Below are 21,618 nucleotides of genomic sequence, written 5' to 3'. Positions count from 1 at the left end.
GGAGCGAGCTTGCTCGCGATGGCGGCGGGTCAGCGACATTGAAGTTGACTGATCCACCGCTATCGCGAGCGAGCTCGCTCCCACAGTTCCAGCCTACGTCTGCAGCGCGAAATCGAGCGAGAGTATGTTGGGGATCGTTGGATCGATCTCATACAGCAAGGCATAACCTGCGCCCGTAATGCCCGTCAGCAGGCTGACATCGGGAACCCGATCATGGTCGAGGAAGGGGCCTTCGAAAAACTGCCGGGCGACCTCGCCAAGGGCCTGCTTGACCCTGCTGATGCCCTCGGGGTTATCGGCGTGCCGATACCCGTCATACAGGCAGATCAGATTGCCGAAATCGCCATGGCACAGGTTATAGCCATCGCCCAGGCCGTGCCGCCAGAGATTGTTCTCGCAACGCTGGATGTCGTCGAGCACCGTCTGCCGGGTGGTTTCGTCCAAGGCCTCTCCCATCGACTTCATGAGTTGTCGCCTGGCGATGAGGATGCCGCCGTCTCCGTGACACCACTTGGTGGCATGGTCGACAGGGCCCAGGTCTCTCAGGTCCAGCCAGAAGCCCTCTCGGCTCAAGCGATTTTCCCCCTCCAGCACCTGAATGGCCAAGGGCACCAACGCCCCATCGCCGGTCACGTCATAGGCTTTGCACAACGCCTGGATGACGCCGGAGAGACCATGGGACAGGCCCGTTAAAATGACGGAGCGATCATCGCGTCGAAGAAGCTGGCCTTCTTCGATCAGTATCTGGTCCTTTATGTAAGCCACCATGCGCCGAATGGCCGGCAGCACATCCACTTGCGCCGATAACCCATGAATATTGGCCAGCAGCGTCACCGCACCACAACAGCCGCCCAGGAAGTCGAAATCGTAATCTTCAGGGGGGACATCAATCAGTTGGGTCAGCAGGCTGGCAATTTTCTCATCGTGTTTCGGATCGCCGGTGATTTGGCGACGATTGATGAGCAGATAGAGATAAGAGCCCAGGCCATGATAGGCACTGACGGTCAGGTCGGCTTTGAAAAAACCGAAATGTTGTTCCAGTGAGGCCAGTATCTGATCCAGGAGCGACAGTAAGTGGGGTTTGCCGCTTACCTTGAACAGGCTCAGATAAAACAACCCAATCCCGGCGATACCGGAGTACAACCCATGATCCATGGGTGAAGGGTATTTTCCACGGGTCGTTGGGTGCGTATGGAACGCCAACCAACTGACGTCCGTTGCCGTTCCCTTGATCGCGAGCGCTTCGAGGCGGGAACTGATGCCGAGTATTGCGTCGAGTCGCTCCGCTTGGGGCGCTTTTTTTAGGGGGGCACGTGATGACGGCTGTTCATTTGACTCCGGATACAAACACATTTCGAGCAGCGTGAGTTGTAGTGCCCTGTCGGCTGCGGACAGATTGGCTATTTTCTGTAGGCAGCTTTTTATCGGAGGTTGTACTTTCGTCATGTCTATTGTTTCACCTTGTGCGCTCATCAACGCGTTCGAGTTGAGCGGCATGGTGAAACACGGAATGCTGGATCTTTGCAGGTCGGCTATTTCATAACGCGGGATGCCCTTTGCTCGATAGGGCTCTTTCAAGTCTTTCCACAGGGTTGCAAGCAGAAGCTCCCGGTCCAACATGTTTTTCATGAAGCGAGGGTGGCGGCTCAGCCCGATAAAGTCCGCATAACGTTGAGAGTTTTTGAACAGTACACGGGTTGATAATTCGCCTGCGGCTTGCTCAAGCATCTGCATGATTGTGTGCCGATGCGTCATCAATTCGCCATAAGCATATTCAAAGCCATGGACAAGTTCGGCTTTATACGTTTCATGCCCCTTGCGTTCCCCCTGCAAAAGCGGCAAATGCTTTTGCACCAGAAGGTGTTCGAACTCGACTTTACGTAAATGGTAAAAGCCATTTTCGAAAACCAGGGAGTGGCGGGTGGAGATGAACAGCGCTTGCCGAGTCAGCCCGCTCTGGTCGTTATTGGATTTTTGTGAAAAGGGCACGAAGCCGCTGGAGCACACCGACTGCTGGATCACTTTGAAGGTGTTGGACAGTGCGCTATCGAGCGGCAGTTCGAGTAGCAGGTCGCTGGTGGACGCAGTGAACAAGCACTCAAGATCGATCATGACTGGGCTGCTGCCACACGCAATGATGTTCTCGTAATGGAAGTCGATGCCGTTGAGTGCATGAATGACGGCGATCTGTGCGCCCATCTTTTTATAGAACAGCGCCACGTCCGCTGCGCTGTCACAAGGCGTGTTGTCGACCTTTTCTATCCAGCTATGTCGCTCACGGCTGAGGATTCTTGGCGCGTGGATGGCAAAACAATCCGCGCCGGTCCACTCACGTAATTGTCCCAGCAGGCGATTGAAGAAAACTGCTTCGCGGCTTGCTCGTGGTTTGTAGATCAAGGAGGTTGTGCGGAATTTGACCTGGCAGACCGTTTCACCACGACCGTGAGGGTCGCCCAGGCCGAACTCGATAGCGTCGATTTTTCGGGATGGGATTGAGAATGCCATCTCCAGCGCGTCAACATCGCTGGCGAAGTCGAGTATGACCGCATAAAGATAGTTGAGGGTGTCTTCCAGCAAATCAAAAAGCAATGTTGCCAACACAGGATAGGAATCGAAAAACTCAAACAGCGGCAACGTGCGCAGCTGTTCGCTGAACCCGTCCAGGTCAATCTCGTCGCCGTCCGCAATCCGCGTATTCAGATAGTGGACCAGGCTTTGTTCCGATGTGCGTCCGACACGGGCCAAGACATAGTGCTCAAGGCTTGCCAGCAGGGCGGCTTCATCAATGTGCAGTGACGCTTTGGCGTAGCGTCCATCCGCCTTGAACGTATCGATGAAATAAAGAAAAAAGCGGTAGCCAAACCAATAAAAATTGTCTTTGCCGCTTGCGGCCTTTTCCCTGCCGACGTGAAGGCTGTCAAGGCGAGCAAGCTTTTCCTTCAAGGTCCTCAAGACGGTTTCGCCGTCGTCAGGCTGACGCTGTGGATTACCGGGTGCCTTGGCATACGACGCCAGTTGTTCCCGGTTCAACCCGAAATGATCCAGCAAGGCCTGATCATCAGCATGCAGGCGGGCCAGGTTGTTTACAAAAAGGGCGATGTCGCCGTCGGAAGTGAATCTGTACTGACCTCGCTGATTCAACTTCAAAGCGTTAACAAGCATGCCGTCGATCCTGAAATGGATAGAGCAGGCGTTGCCTGCTCTATGGTTATGGGTGTTGCCTGTTTGGACGATCAGTGGAAGGGCTTAGCAGCCGAGTGTCGAACACTCAAGATTGGTGCACGTGCCAAAAGTGTTGCATTCCATTGTCGTTGCCAGTATCGAGCCCATGTTTTTGGTGGGCGCCTGATAAGCGTCGAAGTCGCTATAGAAGTCACCGGACATGTTCAGGATCTGTTCGCTCATGGGGTTTTCCTCATTCGTTATCAAACATCAAGTACAGTCAGTTGGGTGCGAGCAAGCGCATCCGAACTGTAGGATGTTGGTAAGTTGTTTTATAGGTGGATTAGGGAGTATGAAAGACCTGTTGGGCAGGTCCATGTTGCTGCAAAGGATTTAGCACAAAAGAGCGGTGCAGTTTATGGTACCGCATTCGACAATGGTCAGTGCTGCTGACTCGGAGCCGAGATCAGTGACCTGTTGGTAGAACTTGAAGTCGCTGTCGAAGTCACCTGACATTGCCAGTATTTGCTCGCTCATGAGTGCATTTCCTTTTTGTTTTTACAGTGCGCCGATTACGGTGCGGGAAAAACAGTAGCATGGTCCTGATTTAACGCAAACTTGTTGTTATGACCTTATGTTGCAGTTACATATGGCCACAGGCAAGTAACAGATTGTTGTCGGGTCTTGATGCTAGAGGCTTTAATCATGTTTAAAGAAGCCGGCAACATCATGGAATGTCTATCGCCACGACCTCGATGGCGAGATCCCCCAGTGGTCGCTTCCATATCACTTCATCCCCCACCTTCGCCCCCAACAACGCCCGCCCCAGCGGCGAGCCCCAGTTGATCAAGCCACTGGCCGCATCGGCCTGGTCTTCACCCACTAACTGCACTCGCTGTTCGTGATCCTGTTCATCGACAAAGGTCACCCAATGCCCGATCCGCACTTGATCGGACGACATCGGTGCAACGACCTGGACGCTTTGCAGGCGCTGCTTGAAATAGCGCAGATCCCGTTCAAGGTCGGCGATCCGTTGTTTGTCCGCCAAATCCCCTCGGGTCGCCTGCTGACCGTGCAACGCCTGCAATTCGGCGACCCGGGCCTGGAGTTGGGCAAGCCCGGTGGGCGTGACGTAATTGGGTTGCGCACTGACCTGACGTTCGACCGGCTGGTCGGCCTGGGCAGCGGCGTTGTCTTCGTTGACGAAAGCGCGGCTCATGGTGTTCTCCTCTATGGAGTTTGGGCCATGGTCGCAGGCTTTTGGTTTCGACGAATGTCTATGCGCGACTCACGGCGAGCGATAAGCCCGGCCGGCGTCCCGATCCTTTTCTTGTTGCCAGGCACGTTCACGGTCATCCCAATGACGATCGCGGTAGGCATTGCGCTCTTCGCTTTCGCGCATTGCCTGGCACTGCCGGAAACCATCGCTCCAGCCTTCTGCGTAGCGTGCATCCTTGAGATAACGCGGCACGTCTTTCCTGAACTGGCCGGTGATCACCCCCGCCGCTTGCCGACCACTGCTGCAACCGTCGTCGTAGCCGTCGGCGAACGCCGGTGGATAACCTCGGGCGATCAGGTCTTCATGAGTGGTTTCACAGCCACCGAGCAACATCAACATACCCAGTACCGCCGCCGCGCGCCTCATTTGAACCTTCCTGCCGTATCCACTTATACGAGAAGTCTAGAAGCGTATTCGTCAGGCCGATGTGAAAGCCCTGTGATTAATCCGTTTGTCTCTGGGCGCGTGCAGAGCGGTGCCGGTCAATAGTGATACCACTTCACCTCGAGCATCACCTCGTTCTCCGGCGAAGCCAGGTGGCTGAACTCCCGCTGGGCACTCAAGCGCAGGCCGAGGTTGCGGGACAATTCCCACTGCTGGTTGAGGCTCAGGCTACGACGTACTTCGCCGTTGACGAAATAGTCGCCCTTGGCTTCCAGGCTCAAGTTGCCCAGCGGGTTTTTCCACAGCACGCCGCTGTTGAAACCGGCGGCCGGGGCGATGAACTGGGCGAAATCGTTGTTGTGCTCGACCCGCACCGTGCCCAGGGCAAAGCCCAGCACATCTTCGCCCAACGCCCAAGTGCCACCGGCACCGCCGTTGACGTGGCTGACCAGGGTTTCATCGTCGTGTTTGCTCGGCACCCGCTCCAGGCCGCCGGTAACCTGCCAGGACAGCGGTTGCAGCAGCTCGTTGCGTGGGGTCAGAGAGCGAATGGTCGCCAGATCCAGTTGCTGCACCTGCCAGTCATTGCCTTCGTACTGGCGCAGTTTCAATTGCAGGATTTCGATCTGTGCCCCCAGGGGGAAACTTTCGGCGTTGTCGTTGAGGTCGTGATAGGCCATGCGCAAGCCATATTCACCGAACGCCCGGTCACCCCGGGTGCCGAGGCCGGCTTGCCAGGTGCGCGATTGGTGACCGTCCTCGGGCAGGCCCGGTTGCGGGATGTCGAGTTCCGGCGCGGGGTTCTGGTTGATCGCCCGCAACAGCTCGAAGCTGCGCTGGGCGCGCTGCGGATCGCGTTCCTGGCCGTTGGCACGATAGCGTTCCAGGCGATACGCCGCGTCGATGATCAGTGCCTGGCGTTCGCGGGGCAGCGCCTTGAATGCCGGTGTTTGCAGTTGCTGCTGATCGGCGCTGACGTTCAGTACCCATTGTTGTTCGTCATCGCTGAGCGGTTCGGCGCGGCTGAGCAGTTCCCGTTCCCGGGACGGCCGATACTGGATGCTTTCCACCAGGCCGGCTTCTTTCACCGCCTTGACGGTGTCGGTGGGAATCGCCGTCAGCGGGAATTGTTCGGTCAGGCGCAGGCTGGGGCGGGCCACTTGCAGCAATTCGAGCAGGCGATAGGAGCAGTTTTCGTCGAAAAAGAAATAGTCGAACTGAATCTGCTTGAGTTCCCAGACGTGTTCGACCATGCGCTCGGTTTCCGCCTGGCTCAGGTTGAGGCGGTATTCCCACAGGTCGCGGTTTTCCAGGCTACGGTACTCGGAGAGTTTTTCCTGGTACGGCACCAGGGCGAACAGGCCGGGATAGCCCCCCATCAGGCCCTTCCAGGCATAGAGGATGCTGTTGTCCGAGCCTTCGATGTAGGCGCCAAAGTTGATCGCGTAGCTGAGTAGGGCGGTCTTGTCGCTTTGCACATCGGCCTGGTCGATGCGCAACAGGGTGTGGCCGAACATCGAGGACGGACTGTTGAGGTAGGCGGCGGGGAAAATCATCACCGCGCTGTGGGGCGAAACGTCCTTGAACCACTGGGTGAAGTCGCTGCAATTGACCGCCGGCAGGTCCGTCAGGTTGAGCTGCGCCTTCAGCCAGCGGGTGCGCGCCGGGTACACGCACTGGGCATGTTGCTGGCCGGCGCTGGCCGGGCCATACAGGGCTTGCAGCGTGGCGGTCAGTTCACGGTCAGGATGTTCATTGCCATCGGGGGCGAGGAAGAATTTTTTGTCGCTGACATAGCTGCGCCAGCCGCCCAGCTTGGCGGTTTCGTAGTGGCCCAGGGAGATCCAGAAGCGGTCATTGGCCAGTTGCTGCAAACGTTGAGGGTCGACATGAGGCGCGGCGGACAGCGGGGCGCACACACAGAGCGCCAGCCAGGCAAGGCGTTTGAGCATAGTTGGCTACTTGGAAAGTCGAAAAAATAAAGACCGAAGGGGGCCCCAAAAAGAAAACCCGCTCCCCGAGAGGAGCGAGTGGTGTCGAGCTTAAGCTTGAGTGGCGTACTTGGCCAGGCGAGGGTCGCTTTTCAATACGGCCAGGGTGTTGGTATGCACGTCTTCTGCGGTCACGTCAGCCTTGCTGAATATCTGCTGGAAGTGCTCGTGGGTGACCGCCGAGAAATGCGCACGATCTTCCGGTGCCACGCCCAGTACCACGGCGTAGGTGGTCAGCGCTTCGCCCTGACCCTTGGCCATGTCTTCGGACAGCTCGTTCATCATGCCATTCATGGCCAGCCAGGACTTGCCACCGTAGGTCAGTGCCGCGTTGGTCGAGCAGCCGTTGGTGCCGGAGGTCATGCCGAAGGTGGCGTTGCCGGAAGTGCCGTTGGTGGTGGATGCCAGGAAGTGAGCCGGGGTGCCACGCTGGCCTTCGAACAGCATGTTGCCCCAGCCGCAATCCGGGCCGCCCGGCGCCTGAGCCATGGCGTTGAGGGATACAGCGGTGAAGAGAGTACCGAGAAGAATCCGTTTCATAGCTATGTTCTCTTTATGTGCATACCAATGGACAGGGTCTGGCCCCTACAGCTGCCAGTGGGCCGGTTATTGTTCCAGCCGCGCACTTTGGAGTTTAGGCACGATCCGAGGGTTCCGTGGCATTTTGCAAAAACATTACTGGGGATCGCCTGTTTACGGGGCCGCGCCCGGGGTTTTCCCATTGACTATGCTTTGGTCTGAGGCGCTCCTTGCCAGTCAGGTACAGGCAGCGCCAGAATGCCGCTATCTGCCCCGCCTGATGTAAGGAAGCCCGATGCCTGATCCTGTTGCTGCCAGCTTGCGTCTAGCGCCCGAAGCGCTGACCCGTCCGTTTTCCGCTGAACAGTTCAGCTTCTCTACCACCAATGATCTGGAGCCCTTCCGCGGTGTGCTTGGCCAGGAACGTGCGGTCGAAGCCTTGCAGTTCGGCGTGGCCATGCCGCGCCCCGGTTACAACGTATTTGTCATGGGCGAGCCCGGCACTGGCCGGTTTTCCTTCGTCAAACGCTACCTCAAGGCCGAAGGCAAGCGCCTGCAGACCCCGGCGGACTGGGTCTACGTCAACAATTTTGATGAGCCCCGCGAGCCCCGTGCCCTGGAGCTGCCGTCCGGCACGGCCGGTGCCTTCATCGGTGACATCAACGGCTTGATCGACAACCTGCTGGCGACCTTCCCGGCGGTGTTCGAGCACCCGTCCTACCAGCAGAAAAAAAGCGCCATCGACCGCGCCTTCAACCAGCGCTACGACCGGGCCCTGGATGTGATCGAGCGCCTGGCGCTGGAGAAGGATGTCGCGCTGTACCGCGACAGCAGCAACATCGCCTTCACGCCGATGAGCGAAGGCAAGGCCCTGGACGAGGCGGAATTCGCCCAGTTGCCGGAGGCCGAGCGCGAGCGTTTCCACGAGGACATCTCCGGCCTGGAAGAGCGCTTGAACGAAGAACTCGCCAGCCTGCCGCAATGGAAGCGCGAGTCCAGTAACCAGTTGCGCCAGCTCAACGAAGAAACCATCACCCTGGCCCTGCAACCGTTGCTGGCGCCGCTGTCGGAAAAGTACGCGGAGAACGCCGCGGTCTGTGGCTACCTGCAAGCCATGCAGGTCTATCTGCTCAAGACCGTGGTCGAGCAACTGGTGGATGACAGCAAGACCGACGCCATCGCCCGCAAGCTGCTGGAAGAGCAGTACGCGCCAAGCCTGGTGGTCGGGCATCCGTCCAGCGGTGGCGCGCCGGTGGTGTTCGAGCCGCACCCGACCTACGACAACCTGTTCGGCCGGATCGAGTACAGCACCGACCAGGGCGCGCTCTACACCACGTACCGACAGCTGCGTCCGGGTGCCTTGCACCGGGCCAATGGCGGTTTCCTGATCCTTGAAGCGGAAAAAATGCTTGGCGAGCCATTCGTGTGGGATGCGCTCAAGCGCGCCCTGCAATCGCGCAAGCTGAAGATGGAGTCGCCCCTGGGTGAGCTGGGACGCCTGGCCACGGTGACCCTGACGCCGCAGCATATCCCGTTGCAGGTCAAGGTCGTGATCATCGGCGCCCGTCAGCTCTATTACGCCTTGCAGGACCTGGATCCGGACTTCCAGGAAATGTTTCGCGTGCTGGTGGATTTCGACGAAGACATCCCGATGGGCGACGAGAGCCTGGAGCAGTTCGCCCAGTTGCTCAAGACCCGCACTTCGGAAGAGGGCATGGCGCCGCTGACCGCCGATGCGGTGGCGCGCCTGGCGACCTACAGCGCCCGGCTGGCCGAGCACCAGGGGCGCTTGTCGGCGCGCATTGGCGATCTGTTCCAACTGGTCAGCGAAGCGGACTTCATCCGCCAACTGGCCGGTGACGAGATGACCGATGCCGGCCATATCGAACGTGCCCTCAAGGCCAAGGCCACCCGTACCGGACGCGTCTCGGCGCGGATCCTCGACGACATGCTGGCGGGGATCATCCTGATCGACACCGCGGGTGCGGCCGTGGGCAAATGCAACGGTCTGACGGTGCTGGAGGTCGGCGATTCTGCGTTCGGCGTGCCGGCGCGGATTTCCGCCACGGTGTACCCGGGCGGCAGCGGCATCGTCGACATCGAGCGGGAGGTCAACCTTGGCCAACCGATCCACTCCAAGGGCGTGATGATCCTCACCGGTTACCTGGGCAGTCGTTATGCCCAGGAATTCCCGCTGGCGATCTCGGCCAGCATCGCCCTGGAGCAATCCTACGGTTACGTGGACGGCGACAGTGCGTCCCTGGGCGAGGCGTGTACGCTGATCTCGGCCTTGTCGAAGACGCCGCTGAAGCAGTGCTTCGCCATCACCGGTTCGATCAACCAGTTCGGTGAAGTGCAGGCGGTGGGCGGGGTCAACGAGAAGATCGAAGGCTTCTTCCGCCTTTGCGAAGCCCGGGGGCTGACCGGTGAGCAGGGGGCGATCATTCCCCAGGCCAACGTCGCGACGCTGATGCTCGACGAGAAAGTGCTGGCCGCCGTGCGCGCCGGGCAGTTCCACGTCTATGCGGTGCGTCAGGCCGATGAAGCCCTGAGCCTGCTGGTGGGCGAGCCTGCCGGTGAGCCGGATGAAAACGGCGAGTTCCCGGAGGGCAGCGTCAACGCCCGGGTGGTGGAGCGGCTGCGGGTGATCGCGGAAATGATCAGCGAAGACGACATCAAGGAAGCGGAAAAGGAACTGGCGCAGCAGGCCTTGGCGGAGGCCAAGCCGGCCTGATTGCGGCGTTTCCATGTGGGACCCTGTGGGAGCGAGCCTGCTCGCGATAGCGGAGTTTCAGTCACTCATCAGTCGACTGTCACACTGCTATCGCGAGCAAGCTCGCTCCCACAATTGTTGGGGTTGTTTCAAGAAAAACGTCGCCACTTTGGCGTCAATATTCACACTATGACCGCTCGGCGTATTCTGGTCTCGAAAGCCCGTGGGGCCGGAACTTTTCTTCTATCCTCAGCTCAAGGATAACGAGAGTCATCATTGGATCGAAACAGCCTCTTCCCGAGACTGAATACCGGATCTACCGAGGGGCGCCGCCATGTCGCGCAACCTTTGCCTCACTCGTCAATGCCTGGGCCTTGTCACCCGTATCGAATGCGCCATCCGCCCCCTGGCGGGAGATACCGGTATGTGGACCTTGCTCTTCGCCGCCGGAATGGCTGGCGAACAACCCTCCGCCATCAAGGCCCAGGGGCCATTTCCCGGCCCGACTGCCGCCGAATCCATCCTCGACACCATTGTGCAGAGCCTGACCTTGCACGGTTATGAGCTGGCCGACGATCCGCAGATCTGGTCCTTGCACATGCAGGCCCAACTGCGTGAAATCAATGGAGGCCGTTGTCGCAATGTCGGCGGCTTCGAGTTTCGTCCGCTGCATTGAAGACTGTCGCCGCACGGGCACTCGCAGAAAAATTTTGACACAAGAGCCGGGACCAGGGACGGGCCCGGCATTTGTGGGGCAGGTCGTGGCTGATATACTCGCCGCGATTTTTCAGCCCAGGTGTGAGATTCAATGGAACGCTTTATCGAAAATGCAATGTATGCCTCCCGCTGGCTGCTGGCGCCGATCTATTTCGGGCTGTCCCTGGGCTTGCTGGCCTTGGCGCTGAAATTCTTCCAGGAAGTGTTTCACGTCATCCCCAATGTGTTCGCCATGGCCGAGTCCGAGCTGATCCTGGTGCTGCTGTCGCTGATCGACATGGCACTGGTGGGCGGCCTGCTGGTGATGGTGATGATTTCCGGCTACGAAAACTTCGTTTCGCAACTGGACATCGATTCCGACAAGGAAAAGCTCAACTGGCTGGGCACCATGGACTCTTCATCGCTGAAGATGAAAGTCGCCGCCTCGATCGTGGCCATTTCCTCCATCCACCTGCTGCGCATTTTCATGGACTCCAAGAACGTCGATCCCGAGCACCTGATGTGGTACGTGATCATCCACATGACCTTCGTGGTCTCGGCCTTTGCCATGGGCTACCTGGACAAACTGACCAAGCACTGAGGCCCGTTCCTCGCGCTGGCGCAACGCCCGCCTGGCGAACTGCAGGCTGGCGTTGTCGTTTCTGGCGGGTTGCTTTGACGTGGAGGCTCGTCACCCGCCGTGGCATCTGTGCTAGTCTGCTCGCCCTTTTGGTTCCGGGCGCTCCGGGAGGCGCTGTGTCACGCACGGCCACTCTCGAGCCGTCCGCACAGCGGAGCAGCATCATGTCCGAAGTTAACCTGTCCACCGACGAAACCCGCGTCAGCTACGGCATTGGCCGTCAGTTGGGCGACCAACTGCGCGACAACCCGCCACCGGGTGTCAGCCTGGACGCGATCCTGGCCGGCCTGACCGACGCGTTCGCCGGCAAGCCAAGCCGCGTGGGCCAGGACGAGATGTCCGCCAGCTTCAAGGTCATTCGTGAAATCATGCAAGCCGAAGCCGCTGCCAAGGCTGAAGCCGCTGCTGGCGAAGGCCGTGCATTCCTGGCGGAAAACGCCAAGCGTGAAGGCATCACTACCCTGGCTTCCGGCCTGCAGTTCGAAGTGCTGACCCAGGGTGAAGGCGCCAAGCCGACCCGCGAAGACCAGGTGCGTACCCACTACCACGGCACCCTGATCGACGGCACTGTGTTCGACAGCTCCTACGATCGTGGCCAACCAGCCGAATTCCCGGTAGGCGGCGTGATCCCAGGCTGGACCGAAGCACTGCAACTGATGAATGCCGGCAGCAAATGGCGCCTGTACGTGCCGAGCGAACTGGCTTACGGCGCTCAAGGCGTTGGCAGCATTCCGCCGCATAGCGTATTGGTGTTCGACGTCGAGTTGCTGGACGTGCTGTAAGGCATTAATGCTTGAACAAGCTCTTGTGGGAGCGAGCTTGCTCGCGAAAGCGGAGGGTCAGGCGACATCTTGTCAACTGATACGCCGCCATCGCGAGCAAGCTCGCTCCCACAGGGTTTGCCTGCTTCATCCGTGGAATCTGCCGCTGAAATCACCCGTAGGGCGCAACGCCCGGGCATAGCAGAACAGGAACAGATTACGCACCAGCTCCTTGAGCACCAGCGGTTCACTGGAATTGAGGCTGTTGAGGTCCAGGTCTCCTTGGTCCTGCAGCTCGTTCAAGGCTTCTTCTTCAAGTACCGCACAGACTTCCCCGGTTTCCCGATGTAGGATCCTGAGGTAGGGGTGTGGGCGGTCCAGCCAAGCATCGATCAAATAAGTCATGGTTCTCATCTCCTTGATGGATTCGATGAGAATAATTCTTATTCGCTAAATAGCAAGTCTCTATTGGCGTTGCGATTGTTTTTCTGACGGTGGGTTGTGCTAGCTCAAGGCGGCTGGCACCTGGCTAATGCCCGGGAAATGCGGCTCAAGCGGGGAGGATGAAGCTCCATCCCACACGCGGGGCATGGGATGGAATGCAGCCGAATCAGACTTTTCTGACGAACTCGGATTTGAGTTTCATCGGGCCGATGCCGTCGATCTTGCAATCGATATCGTGGTCGCCATCGCACAGGCGGATGTTCTTGACCTTGGTGCCGACCTTGACCACCAGCGAGGTGCCCTTGACCTTGAGGTCCTTGATCACGGTGATGGTGTCGCCGTCCTGCAAGACATTGCCGACCGAATCTTTCTTCACGGTGTCGTCGGACGCCGCTTCAGCTTCGCCGCTGGCGGACCATTCGTGGGCACACTCCGGGCAGACCAGCTGGGTGCCATCTTCGTAGGTGTATTCGGAATTGCATTTCGGGCAGGGAGGCAACGTGCTCACTAAGGTTCCTTGGGTATCAGGAGGGCAAAAGGGCGCACATTATATAGGGTTTTAGGCCGCAAAGGGCAGGGCGGTGAAATCCCCTGCTCCCACAGGTTTCTATGCAATCAGTGAGTACGGGCCACCGCAAACTCGCTCAATTCCACCAGCGCATCGCGGTATTCGCTGGGCGGCAGGGCGTCGAGGCATTTGATCGCGCGGGCCACGTAATCCCGGGCCAGTTTCGCGGTGTACTCCAGCGAGCCGGAAGCTTCGACCGCGATACGAATGCTTTCCAGGTCTTCGATCCCGCCTTTCTGGATCGCCTGGCGTACCAGCGCCGCCTGCTCTGGCGTGCCTTCGCGCATGGTGTAGATCAGCGGCAGGGTCGGCTTGCCTTCGGCCAGGTCGTCACCGACGTTCTTGCCCAGGGTCTCGGCATCGCCCTTGTAATCGAGCAGGTCGTCCACCAACTGGAAGGCCACGCCCAGGTGGTCGCCGAACGTGCGCAGCGCTTCGCTCTGCTCGGCGCTGGCGCCGGCCAGGGCAGCGGCGCTGTGGGTCGAGGCCTCGAAGAGCATCGCGGTCTTGCCGCGGATGACTTCCATGTAGGTCTCTTCCGTGGTGCTGGCATCGCGTACCTTGGACAACTGCAGCACTTCGCCTTCGGCGATGATGCGTGTGGCCTGGGACAGGATCTTCATCACCGGCATCGAGCCCAGCTCGACCATCATTTCGAACGAGCGCGAATACAGGAAGTCGCCCACCAGCACGCTCGGGGCGTTGCCCCACATGGCGTTGGCGGTCGAACGGCCACGGCGCATGCCGGACATGTCGACCACGTCGTCGTGCAGCAGGGTCGCGGTGTGCAGGAATTCGATGGTGGCGGCCAGCAGGCGCATGTCGTCGCCTTCACGACCCAGGGCCTTGCCGCACAGCAGCACCAATAAAGGACGTAGGCGTTTACCGCCCGCCGAAGTGATGTAGTCGCCGATTTTCGATACCAGAGGCACGCGGGAAGTCAGCTGCTTCTTGATGATGCCGTCGACGGCGCTAAAATCGTCCGCCACCGCGCGGTAGAAAGCTTGGGGTTGCATCAGCGACAGGTGCTCCAGAAGGGTTGCGCGGCATGCTAGGACCCCCACCCAGGCCTGTCAAGGCACGATGGACGGCTACTTGCAAGGCTCGAACAGCTTGCGTACAATCGCGCACCCTGAACTTCCTGGGCAGCACCTGCCTTACGCAATTGCATCCGGGCCTTCCAGCCCATGCAGCCATGCCAGCCAATACCTCTTCTTATAAAGCGCTGGGTGAGCAGGATTATCGGAGAAATACCATGTCGTACGCAGTAATTGTTACTGGTGGCAAGCAATACAAGGTCGCCCCAGGTGAATACCTGAAGATCGAAAAACTGGAAATCGCTACCGGCGAATCCGTGACTTTTGATCGCGTTCTGTTGGTCGCCAATGGCGATGACGTGAATATCGGCGCTCCAGTCGTTGCTGGCGCTACCGTTGTGGCTGAAGTGATCTCCCAAGGTCGTCACGATAAAGTCCGTATCATCAAGTTCCGTCGTCGTAAGCACCACATGAAGCGCATGGGCCACCGCCAGTGGTACACCGAGATCAAAATCACCGGTATTCAGGCTTAATTTCAGCCTAATTCCTCACTAGGAGAATTGAACTCATGGCACACAAAAAAGCTGGTGGTAGTACCCGTAACGGTCGCGACTCAGAAGCCAAACGCCTTGGCGTGAAGATGTATGGCGGCCAGGCTATCAAAGCAGGCAACATCATCGTGCGTCAGCGCGGCACCCAATTCCACGCTGGCTACGGCGTGGGCATGGGTAAGGATCACACCCTCTTCGCTAAAGTCGAAGGCGTGATCAAGTTCGAAGTAAAAGGCGCCTTCGGTCGTCGTTACGTAAGCGTTATCGCAGCTTAATTGCGAGACCGCTGGAAAAGCCCTGTCTTGCGACGGGGCTTTTTCGTTTGTGGGGTGAGTCTCTTGCAAAACTGTTTGTATGGGCTGTCGGCGCTGCGGTTGGGGCGTGTCATCAGGTCGCTGCGCTCATTTTTGCAAGAGTCTTATGTCTTGTTTTTTTGGCTCGTCCGTATGGCGAGAGGCGTGTGTCATGAAGTTTGTTGATGAAGTATCGATTCGAGTGAAGGCCGGCGACGGCGGCAATGGTTGCATGAGTTTCCGTCGGGAAAAATTCATTGAAAACGGTGGTCCGAACGGCGGTGACGGGGGGGATGGCGGCTCGATCTACATGCTCGCTGACGAAAACCTCAACACCCTGGTGGACTACCGTTACACCCGGCACTTCGATGCCGAGCGTGGCTCCAACGGCGGCAGCACCGACTGCACCGGCAAGAAGGGCGAAGACCTGATCCTGCGCGTGCCAGTCGGCACCACGGTGATCGATTCGGCCACCCAGGAAGTGATTGGCGACCTGACCAAGGCCGGCCAGCGTCTGCTGGTCGCCCATGGCGGCTGGCACGGCCTGGGCAATACCCGTTTCAAATCCAGCACCAACCGTGCGCCGCGCCAGACCACGCCAGGCAAGCCCGGCGAGCAGCGTGACCTGAAGCTGGAAATGAAAGTGTTGGCCGACGTGGGCCTGCTGGGCCTGCCGAACGCCGGTAAAAGTACCTTCATTCGCTCGGTGTCGGCGGCCAAGCCAAAAGTGGCCGATTACCCGTTCACCACCCTGGTGCCGAACCTGGGCGTGGTCAGCGTCGACCGCTGGAAGAGTTTCGTGATCGCCGACATTCCGGGGCTGATCGAAGGGGCTTCCGAGGGCGCGGGCCTGGGGATTCGTTTCCTCAAGCACTTGTCCCGTACCCGCCTGTTGCTGCACCTCGTCGACATGGCGCCGCTGGATGAAACCGACGCCGCCGATGCCGCCGAAGTCATCGTCAACGAGCTGACCAAGTTCAGCCCGGCCCTGGCCGAGCGTGATCGTTGGCTGGTGCTGAACAAGTGCGACCAGATCCTCGAAGAAGAACATGAGGAGCGGGTCAAGGAAATCGTCGACCGCCTGGAGTGGGAAGGTCCGGTCTATGTGATCTCGGCCATCGCCAAAGAAGGCACCGAGCGCCTGTGCCACGACATCATGCGTTACCTGGAAGATCGCGCCGACCGCCTGGCCAACGATCCGGCCTACAAGGAAGAGCTGGCCGAGCTCGACCAGCGCATCGAAGACGAGGCCCGTGCCCAGTTGCAGGCGCTGGATGACCAGCGCGCCCTGCGTCGCAGTGGTGTCAAGTCGGTCCATGACATCGGTGACGACGATTGGGACGAAGAAGATGTGGATGACGAAGACGGTCCGGAAATCATCTACGTTCGTGACTGATCTTGTGCTGGCGTGAAGCCAGGACCTGTGGGAGCGAGCTTGCTCGCGAAAGCGGTCTGTCAGTTGACATGGTCATTAGCTGACACGCCGCTATCGTGAGCAAGCTCGCTCCCGCAGGTTCAAGTGTTTCAGCGCAGTGTTATCATCGCCGGCAAGCCGGTTCCCAAGGCGCCGCTCATTCGAGCGGCGTTTTGGTATCTGTAAAACGCAAATACGAATAATCCCATGGGCGGCGCTGGGTCGCGCCGTTCGCTGGCAAAGGTTGAAGATGATGCGGAGCAAGGTGACGGGTGCGCGGCGCTGGGTCGTGAAGATCGGTAGCGCACTGCTGACGGCGGATGGCAAGGGGCTGGATCGCCAGGCAATGGCGGTGTGGGTCGAGCAGATGGTGGCCTTGCATGAGGCTGGCGTCGAGTTGGTGTTGGTCTCTTCGGGGGCTGTGGCGGCCGGTATGAGCCGTTTGGGCTGGACGTCGCGACCCAGCGCGATGCATGAGCTGCAGGCCGCCGCCGCTATCGGCCAGATGGGCCTGGTGCAGGCTTGGGAGTCGAGCTTTGCCGAGCACGGTCGCCATACGGCGCAGATCCTGCTGACCCACGACGACCTGTCCGACCGCAAGCGCTACCTCAATGCCCGCAGTACCTTGCGGGCGCTGGTGGAGCTGAAGGTCATCCCGGTGATCAACGAGAACGACACGGTGGTCACCGACGAGATCCGTTTCGGCGATAACGACACCCTGGCCGCGTTGGTGGCGAACCTGGTGGAGGCGGACCTGTTGGTGATCCTCACGGATCGCGACGGCATGTTCGACGCCGATCCGCGCAATAACCCCGATGCCAAGCTGATCTACGAAGCCCGTGCCGACGACCCTGCGCTGGATGCGGTGGCGGGTGGCACGGGCGGTGCGCTGGGGCGTGGGGGCATGCAGACCAAGCTGCGTGCGGCACGTCTGGCGGCGCGCTCCGGGGCTCACACCATCATCGTCGGCGGTCGGCTGGAGCGGGTGCTGGATCGTCTGAAGGCGGGCGAGCGCATCGGCACTTTGCTGTCCCCTGAGCGCGGCATGCTGGCGGCGCGCAAGCAATGGCTGGCCGGGCACCTACAAACCCGTGGCACGCTGGTGCTGGATGCGGGCGCCGTGGCGGCGTTGTCCCAAGGCAACAAAAGCCTGCTGCCGGTGGGGGTGAAGCTGGTCCAAGGCAGTTTCCGTCGCGGCGAAATGGTCGTGTGCGTGGCGCCGGATGGTCGCGAGATCGCCCGTGGCCTGGCCAACTACAGCGCCCTGGAAGCGCAGAAAATCATCGGTCAATCGTCTGATGCGATTGTCGGTCTGTTGGGTTACATGGCGGAGCCTGAACTGGTCCACCGTGACAACCTGATCCTCGTCTAAGGAAAAATCATGGGTTTGGCAAAAGGATTGATCGGCTTGCTGCTGGCGGTGCCGCTGCTGGCGTCGGCCGAGGAAATTGGCCAGGTGTCGACGGTGTTCAAGTTTGTCGGGCCGAACGACCGGATCGTGGTCGAGGCATTCGATGATCCCAAGGTGGAGGGCGTGACCTGTTACCTGTCGCGGGCCAAGACCGGCGGTGTCAAAGGCGGCCTGGGCCTGGCCGAGGATCGCGCCGAGGCGTCCATCGCCTGTCGCCAGGTCGGGCCCATCAGCTTCAAGGGTGAGCTCAAGGATGGCGAGGAGGTGTTCCGCGAGCGCACTTCGCTGGTGTTCAAGACCATGCAAGTGGTGCGCTTTCTCGACAAGAAGCGCAATACGCTGGTGTACCTGGTCTACAGCGACCGCGTGATCGAGGGCAGCCCGCAGAATGCGGTGACGGCGATTCCGATCTTGCCGTGGGCTCGCGCTCAATAAGCAACATATAGCCCTGTGGGAGCGAGCTTGCTCGCGATGGCGGTACGTCAGTAACAACGATTTGTCTGATGCTCCGCCATCGCGAGCAAGCTCGCTCCCACAATGTTCTGAATGAAGAATGTCGGGCAATAAAAAACCGACCCTGAGGTCGGTTTTTTAACGAGCGCGTCGCTTAGGCAGCAGCGGCAACGTTCAGGGCCTTTACGTGGCCATTCAGGCGGCTCTTATGGCGAGCGGCCTTGTTCTTGTGGATGATGCCTTTATCGGCCATACGGTCGATAACTGGCACAGCCAGAACGTAAGCAGCTTGAGCTTTTTCAGCGTCTTTTGCGTCGATGGCCTTGACTACGTTCTTGATGTAGGTACGGACCATGGAACGCAGGCTGGCGTTGTGGCTGCGACGCTTCTCAGCCTGTTTTGCACGTTTTTTGGCGGAAGGTGTGTTGGCCACCGTCGAGCTCCTCGAAAGACTTTTTGGGAAATAGCAAACAAAATAGGCCGCGAATCATGCCGATGAGTTGAAGTCTTGTCAAGGGCGGGTGACGCGTTCCGCTGAATGGCAGGTGCTGCGCACCGAAGGATTTCTTTCCGGCGTGCGACCTGTAAACTCGCGGGCTTTGGCTCTGCACTGTTTAGCGGCGCGGAGTATCGCACAAGTGGGCGCGTTGTTCGCCTGCTGTTTATCGACAGGCAAAAACTCTTTTCATGAATCTGCTCAAATCGTTGGCCGCCGTCAGCTCTATCACGATGCTTTCCCGCATCCTGGGGTTCGTTCGCGATACGCTGATCGCACGGATATTCGGCGCCGGGATGGCGACGGACGCCTTCTTCATCGCCTTCAAGCTGCCCAACCTGCTGCGGCGGATCTTCGCCGAAGGCGCCTTTTCCCAGGCCTTCGTGCCGATCCTGGCGGAATATAAAAGCCAGAAAGGTGATGAGGCAACCCGCACATTCATTGCCTACGTCACCGGTCTGCTGACCTTGGTGCTGGCACTGGTCACAGCCGCCGGCATGCTCGCCGCACCCTGGGTGATCTGGGCCACGGCGCCGGGCTTCACCGACACCCCGGAAAAATTCCAGCTCACCGCGGACCTGCTGCGGGTGACCTTTCCTTATATATTGCTGATTTCCCTGTCGTCCCTGGCCGGGGCGATCCTCAACACCTGGAACCGCTTTTCCGTGCCGGCCTTTGTGCCGACCTTGCTCAACGTCAGCATGATCGTCTTCGCCGTGTTCCTGACACCGTACTTCGACCCACCGGTGATGGCCCTGGGCTGGGCGGTGCTGGTGGGTGGCCTGTTGCAACTGCTCTATCAACTGCCGCACCTGAAAAAGATCGGCATGCTGGTGCTGCCGCGGCTGAACCTGCGCGACAGCGGCGTGTGGCGGGTGATGAAGCAGATGCTCCCGGCGATCCTCGGGGTGTCGGTGAGCCAGATTTCCCTGATCATCAACACTATCTTTGCCTCGTTCCTGGTGGCCGGCTCGGTGTCGTGGATGTACTACGCCGACCGCTTGATGGAGTTGCCGTCCGGCGTGCTGGGCGTGGCCCTGGGCACGATCCTGCTGCCCACCCTGGCCAAGACCTACGCCAGCCAGGACCGCCACGAATACTCGCGAATTCTCGATTGGGGCCTGCGCCTGTGTTTTGTGCTGGTGCTGCCATGTTCCCTGGCGCTGGGGATCCTGGCCGAGCCGTTGACCGTCTCGTTGTTCCAGTACGGCCAGTTCAATGCGTTCGACGCCTCGATGACCCAGCGTGCGCTGATCGCTTACTCGGTGGGTTTGCTCGGGATCATCGTGATCAAGGTGCTGGCGCCAGGGTTCTACGCCCAGCAGAACATTCGCACGCCAGTGAAGATCGCCATTTTCACCCTGGTGATGACCCAGTTGTTCAACCTGTTGCTGATCGGTCCGTTGGCCCATGCCGGCCTGGCCCTGGCGATCAGTGCCGGCGCTTGCCTCAACGCTGGGCTGCTGTTTTATCAACTGCGCAAGCAAAAGATGTATCAGCCGCAGCCGGGCTGGGGCAGGTTCGGCCTCAAGCTGCTGGTGGCCGTGGCCGTGATGTCGGCGGTCCTGCTGGGGGCGATGCATTTCATGCCGGCCTGGGGCGAAGGGCAGATGCTCGCGCGTTTCCTGCGCCTGGGTGTGCTGGTGGTTGCCGGTGTGGTGGCGTATTTCGGCATGTTGCTGCTGATGGGCTTCCGCCTGCGTGACTTCAATCGCAAGGCCTTGAGCTGAGGGCGAGCCCTCGATAATCCCGGGCCGGGCAGCGGTTTTGTCGGTTCGATCACTTTGGGGTGCGGTGTTGCCTGTCGTCGGCCGCCGGGTGTGGTTATAATCGGCCACTTTATGAGCAAGAAGCGCGTTATGCAGCTGGTTCGAGGCCTCCACAACCTGCGCCCCCAGCATCGGGGCTGTGTCGCCACTATTGGCAACTTTGACGGTGTTCACCGTGGCCACCAGGCTATCCTGGCGCGACTGCGCGAGCGTGCGCTGGAGTTGGGCGTGCCCAGCTGCGTGGTGATTTTCGAGCCGCAGCCACGGGAGTTTTTCGCCCCGGACACCGCCCCGGCCCGTCTGGCCCGGTTGCGGGACAAACTGCAACTGCTGGCCGCCGAAGGTGTCGACCGGGTCCTGTGCCTGGCCTTCAACCAGCGCCTGAGCAAGCTCAGTGCCGCCGAATTCGTCGATACCATCCTGGTGGACGGTCTCGATGTGAAGCATCTGGAAGTCGGCGATGATTTCCGTTTCGGCTGTGATCGGTCCGGGGATTTCGATTACCTGCAACAGGCCGGTATCGCCCAGGGGTTCACCGTCGAAGCGGCGCAGACCGTCGAGATGGATGGCCTGCGCGTCAGCAGTACCCAGGTCCGCAATGCCCTGGCGGCGGCCGATTTCGAATTGGCCGAGCGCTTGCTCGGCCGGCCGTACCGGATTGCCGGGCGGATCCTGCACGGACAGAAGTTGGCGCGCCAATTGGGCACGCCGACGGCCAACGTGCAACTCAAGCGTCGTCGTGTGCCGCTGACCGGGGTGTTCCTGGTGAGTGTCGAGATCGACGGCAAGACCTGGCCCGGCGTCGCCAACATCGGCGTGCGCCCCACGGTCCAGGGCGATGGCAAGGCCCATCTTGAAGTACATGTTCTGGATTTTGCCGGCGATCTGTATGACCGGCGTTTGACGGTGGTTTTCCACCATAAGCTGCGTGAAGAGCAGCGTTTTGCCTCTCTGGAGGCGCTCAAGACGGCGATCCATGCAGATATCGCCGCCGCCCGTGCCCTTGTCGCAACCAGCGCCAATCGCTAATGAAGAGC

At 59.6% G+C, this 21,618-nt stretch carries 22 protein-coding genes; 11 read left to right on the top strand and 11 right to left on the bottom strand.

Going from position 1 to position 21,618, the window contains the following annotated elements; genetic code table 11:
• Positions 1 to 93 precede the first annotated feature (93 nt).
• The 7 genes from lanM to BM321_RS23315 form a co-directional block, all read right to left on the bottom strand.
• Positions 94 to 3,162, bottom strand: coding sequence for a type 2 lanthipeptide synthetase LanM (gene lanM, locus BM321_RS23335; RefSeq protein ID WP_092445018.1), 3,069 nt, complete (start codon positions 3,160 to 3,162; stop codon positions 94 to 96).
• A gap of 84 nt (positions 3,163 to 3,246) precedes the next feature.
• The gene (locus BM321_RS30595; RefSeq protein WP_170842353.1) at positions 3,247 to 3,405 is read right to left on the bottom strand and encodes a hypothetical protein; all 159 of its coding nucleotides are present in this window, start codon (positions 3,403 to 3,405) and stop codon (positions 3,247 to 3,249) included.
• A gap of 150 nt (positions 3,406 to 3,555) precedes the next feature.
• Entirely contained in the window at positions 3,556 to 3,699 is a 144-nt protein-coding gene (locus BM321_RS30590) for a hypothetical protein (protein ID WP_175534988.1), read from the bottom strand.
• 190 nt (positions 3,700 to 3,889) lie between these two features.
• Positions 3,890 to 4,381 carry a GreA/GreB family elongation factor gene (locus BM321_RS23330; RefSeq protein ID WP_092445016.1) on the bottom strand — a complete coding sequence of 164 codons (492 nt, stop codon included), beginning with the start codon at positions 4,379 to 4,381 and terminating at the stop codon, positions 3,890 to 3,892.
• 69 nt (positions 4,382 to 4,450) lie between these two features.
• Entirely contained in the window at positions 4,451 to 4,807 is a 357-nt protein-coding gene (locus BM321_RS23325) for a hypothetical protein (RefSeq protein ID WP_092333949.1), read from the bottom strand.
• A gap of 116 nt (positions 4,808 to 4,923) precedes the next feature.
• Positions 4,924 to 6,777 (bottom strand): Lnb N-terminal periplasmic domain-containing protein, encoded by a 1,854-nt coding sequence (locus BM321_RS23320; RefSeq protein ID WP_092445013.1) that lies wholly within the window; start codon positions 6,775 to 6,777, stop codon positions 4,924 to 4,926.
• Between the two features lie 90 nt (positions 6,778 to 6,867).
• Positions 6,868 to 7,356 carry a DUF3015 domain-containing protein gene (locus tag BM321_RS23315; protein ID WP_057451579.1) on the bottom strand — a complete coding sequence of 163 codons (489 nt, stop codon included), beginning with the start codon at positions 7,354 to 7,356 and terminating at the stop codon, positions 6,868 to 6,870.
• 274 nt (positions 7,357 to 7,630) lie between these two features.
• Between BM321_RS23315 and BM321_RS23310 the strand changes: the two genes are divergently transcribed.
• The 4 genes from BM321_RS23310 (at position 7,631) to BM321_RS23295 (ending at position 12,166) form a co-directional block, all read left to right on the top strand.
• Positions 7,631 to 10,069, top strand: coding sequence for a Lon protease family protein (locus BM321_RS23310; RefSeq protein WP_060740549.1), 2,439 nt, complete (start codon positions 7,631 to 7,633; stop codon positions 10,067 to 10,069).
• A 313-nt stretch (positions 10,070 to 10,382) separates the two neighbouring features.
• Positions 10,383 to 10,724: a PA4575 family protein gene (locus BM321_RS23305; protein WP_013694243.1), complete on the top strand. Its 342-nt coding sequence runs from the start codon at positions 10,383 to 10,385 to the stop codon at positions 10,722 to 10,724.
• A 132-nt stretch (positions 10,725 to 10,856) separates the two neighbouring features.
• A complete protein-coding gene (locus BM321_RS23300) occupies positions 10,857 to 11,345 on the top strand; it encodes a TIGR00645 family protein (protein WP_092445011.1) in 489 nt (162 codons plus the stop codon).
• 203 nt (positions 11,346 to 11,548) lie between these two features.
• Positions 11,549 to 12,166, top strand: coding sequence for a BamJ family beta-barrel-assembly machinery protein (locus tag BM321_RS23295; protein WP_003205746.1), 618 nt, complete (start codon positions 11,549 to 11,551; stop codon positions 12,164 to 12,166).
• A 126-nt stretch (positions 12,167 to 12,292) separates the two neighbouring features.
• On the opposite strand, the gene BM321_RS23290 is transcribed toward BM321_RS23295, so the two are convergent.
• The 3 genes from BM321_RS23290 to BM321_RS23280 all read right to left on the bottom strand — a co-directional run bounded on the left by BM321_RS23290 (position 12,293) and on the right by BM321_RS23280 (position 14,173).
• Positions 12,293 to 12,550, bottom strand: coding sequence for a PA4570 family protein (locus BM321_RS23290; RefSeq protein WP_003205743.1), 258 nt, complete (start codon positions 12,548 to 12,550; stop codon positions 12,293 to 12,295).
• Between the two features lie 205 nt (positions 12,551 to 12,755).
• On the bottom strand, positions 12,756 to 13,097 hold the full coding sequence (locus BM321_RS23285) for a zinc ribbon domain-containing protein YjdM (RefSeq protein WP_053123983.1): 342 nt from the start codon (positions 13,095 to 13,097) through the stop codon (positions 12,756 to 12,758).
• Positions 13,098 to 13,204: 107 nt separating this feature from the next.
• Positions 13,205 to 14,173 (bottom strand): polyprenyl synthetase family protein, encoded by a 969-nt coding sequence (locus BM321_RS23280; protein ID WP_072411888.1) that lies wholly within the window; start codon positions 14,171 to 14,173, stop codon positions 13,205 to 13,207.
• A gap of 239 nt (positions 14,174 to 14,412) precedes the next feature.
• On the opposite strand from BM321_RS23280, the gene rplU reads away from it, so the two are divergent.
• The 5 genes from rplU (at position 14,413) to BM321_RS23255 (ending at position 18,298) form a co-directional block, all read left to right on the top strand.
• Positions 14,413 to 14,727, top strand: coding sequence for a 50S ribosomal protein L21 (gene rplU / locus BM321_RS23275; RefSeq protein WP_003176051.1), 315 nt, complete (start codon positions 14,413 to 14,415; stop codon positions 14,725 to 14,727).
• A 35-nt stretch (positions 14,728 to 14,762) separates the two neighbouring features.
• Entirely contained in the window at positions 14,763 to 15,020 is a 258-nt protein-coding gene (rpmA, locus tag BM321_RS23270) for a 50S ribosomal protein L27 (RefSeq protein ID WP_003205738.1), read from the top strand.
• A 190-nt stretch (positions 15,021 to 15,210) separates the two neighbouring features.
• Positions 15,211 to 16,434, top strand: a complete 1,224-nt coding sequence (gene cgtA / locus BM321_RS23265) for an Obg family GTPase CgtA (RefSeq protein ID WP_060740551.1) — start codon at positions 15,211 to 15,213, stop codon at positions 16,432 to 16,434.
• 271 nt (positions 16,435 to 16,705) lie between these two features.
• The gene (gene proB / locus BM321_RS23260; protein WP_092333957.1) at positions 16,706 to 17,824 is read left to right on the top strand and encodes a glutamate 5-kinase; all 1,119 of its coding nucleotides are present in this window, start codon (positions 16,706 to 16,708) and stop codon (positions 17,822 to 17,824) included.
• Between the two features lie 9 nt (positions 17,825 to 17,833).
• Positions 17,834 to 18,298, top strand: coding sequence for a CreA family protein (locus tag BM321_RS23255; RefSeq protein ID WP_092333959.1), 465 nt, complete (start codon positions 17,834 to 17,836; stop codon positions 18,296 to 18,298).
• 172 nt (positions 18,299 to 18,470) lie between these two features.
• Here BM321_RS23255 and rpsT read toward each other — a convergent pair whose 3' ends face one another.
• Positions 18,471 to 18,749 carry a 30S ribosomal protein S20 gene (gene rpsT, locus BM321_RS23250; RefSeq protein WP_003185593.1) on the bottom strand — a complete coding sequence of 93 codons (279 nt, stop codon included), beginning with the start codon at positions 18,747 to 18,749 and terminating at the stop codon, positions 18,471 to 18,473.
• A gap of 254 nt (positions 18,750 to 19,003) precedes the next feature.
• Between rpsT and murJ the strand changes: the two genes are divergently transcribed.
• Together murJ and ribF are read left to right on the top strand one after the other, a co-directional pair.
• Positions 19,004 to 20,542, top strand: a complete 1,539-nt coding sequence (gene murJ / locus BM321_RS23245) for a murein biosynthesis integral membrane protein MurJ (RefSeq protein WP_092445009.1) — start codon at positions 19,004 to 19,006, stop codon at positions 20,540 to 20,542.
• A 129-nt stretch (positions 20,543 to 20,671) separates the two neighbouring features.
• The gene (ribF, locus tag BM321_RS23240) at positions 20,672 to 21,610 is read left to right on the top strand and encodes a bifunctional riboflavin kinase/FAD synthetase (RefSeq protein ID WP_053125376.1); all 939 of its coding nucleotides are present in this window, start codon (positions 20,672 to 20,674) and stop codon (positions 21,608 to 21,610) included.
• Positions 21,611 to 21,618: the final 8 nt, after the last annotated feature.

This window comes from Pseudomonas sp. NFIX10 (assembly GCF_900111955.1).
GTDB lineage: Bacteria > Pseudomonadota > Gammaproteobacteria > Pseudomonadales > Pseudomonadaceae > Aquipseudomonas > Aquipseudomonas fluorescens_AA.
The sequence above is the reverse complement of the archived record's forward strand: the minus strand, read 5'-3'. Positions and strand labels throughout refer to the sequence as shown.

Excerpts from the sequence above, each read along its gene's own strand:
- lanM (WP_092445018.1), bottom strand. The coding sequence starts at position 3,162 with ATGCTTGTTAACGCTTTGAAGTTGAATCAGCGAGGTCAGTACAGATTC.
- BM321_RS30595 (WP_170842353.1), bottom strand. The coding sequence starts at position 3,405 with ATGAGCGAACAGATCCTGAACATGTCCGGTGACTTCTATAGCGACTTC.
- BM321_RS30590 (WP_175534988.1), bottom strand. The coding sequence starts at position 3,699 with ATGAGCGAGCAAATACTGGCAATGTCAGGTGACTTCGACAGCGACTTC.
- BM321_RS23330 (WP_092445016.1), bottom strand. The coding sequence starts at position 4,381 with ATGAGCCGCGCTTTCGTCAACGAAGACAACGCCGCTGCCCAGGCCGAC.
- BM321_RS23325 (WP_092333949.1), bottom strand. The coding sequence starts at position 4,807 with ATGAGGCGCGCGGCGGCGGTACTGGGTATGTTGATGTTGCTCGGTGGC.
- BM321_RS23320 (WP_092445013.1), bottom strand. The coding sequence starts at position 6,777 with ATGCTCAAACGCCTTGCCTGGCTGGCGCTCTGTGTGTGCGCCCCGCTG.
- BM321_RS23315 (WP_057451579.1), bottom strand. The coding sequence starts at position 7,356 with ATGAAACGGATTCTTCTCGGTACTCTCTTCACCGCTGTATCCCTCAAC.
- BM321_RS23310 (WP_060740549.1), top strand. The coding sequence starts at position 7,631 with ATGCCTGATCCTGTTGCTGCCAGCTTGCGTCTAGCGCCCGAAGCGCTG.
- BM321_RS23305 (WP_013694243.1), top strand. The coding sequence starts at position 10,383 with ATGTCGCGCAACCTTTGCCTCACTCGTCAATGCCTGGGCCTTGTCACC.
- BM321_RS23300 (WP_092445011.1), top strand. The coding sequence starts at position 10,857 with ATGGAACGCTTTATCGAAAATGCAATGTATGCCTCCCGCTGGCTGCTG.
- BM321_RS23295 (WP_003205746.1), top strand. The coding sequence starts at position 11,549 with ATGTCCGAAGTTAACCTGTCCACCGACGAAACCCGCGTCAGCTACGGC.
- BM321_RS23290 (WP_003205743.1), bottom strand. The coding sequence starts at position 12,550 with ATGACTTATTTGATCGATGCTTGGCTGGACCGCCCACACCCCTACCTC.
- BM321_RS23280 (WP_072411888.1), bottom strand. The coding sequence starts at position 14,173 with ATGCAACCCCAAGCTTTCTACCGCGCGGTGGCGGACGATTTTAGCGCC.
- rplU (WP_003176051.1), top strand. The coding sequence starts at position 14,413 with ATGTCGTACGCAGTAATTGTTACTGGTGGCAAGCAATACAAGGTCGCC.
- rpmA (WP_003205738.1), top strand. The coding sequence starts at position 14,763 with ATGGCACACAAAAAAGCTGGTGGTAGTACCCGTAACGGTCGCGACTCA.
- cgtA (WP_060740551.1), top strand. The coding sequence starts at position 15,211 with ATGAAGTTTGTTGATGAAGTATCGATTCGAGTGAAGGCCGGCGACGGC.
- proB (WP_092333957.1), top strand. The coding sequence starts at position 16,706 with ATGCGGAGCAAGGTGACGGGTGCGCGGCGCTGGGTCGTGAAGATCGGT.
- BM321_RS23255 (WP_092333959.1), top strand. The coding sequence starts at position 17,834 with ATGGGTTTGGCAAAAGGATTGATCGGCTTGCTGCTGGCGGTGCCGCTG.
- murJ (WP_092445009.1), top strand. The coding sequence starts at position 19,004 with ATGAATCTGCTCAAATCGTTGGCCGCCGTCAGCTCTATCACGATGCTT.
- ribF (WP_053125376.1), top strand. The coding sequence starts at position 20,672 with ATGCAGCTGGTTCGAGGCCTCCACAACCTGCGCCCCCAGCATCGGGGC.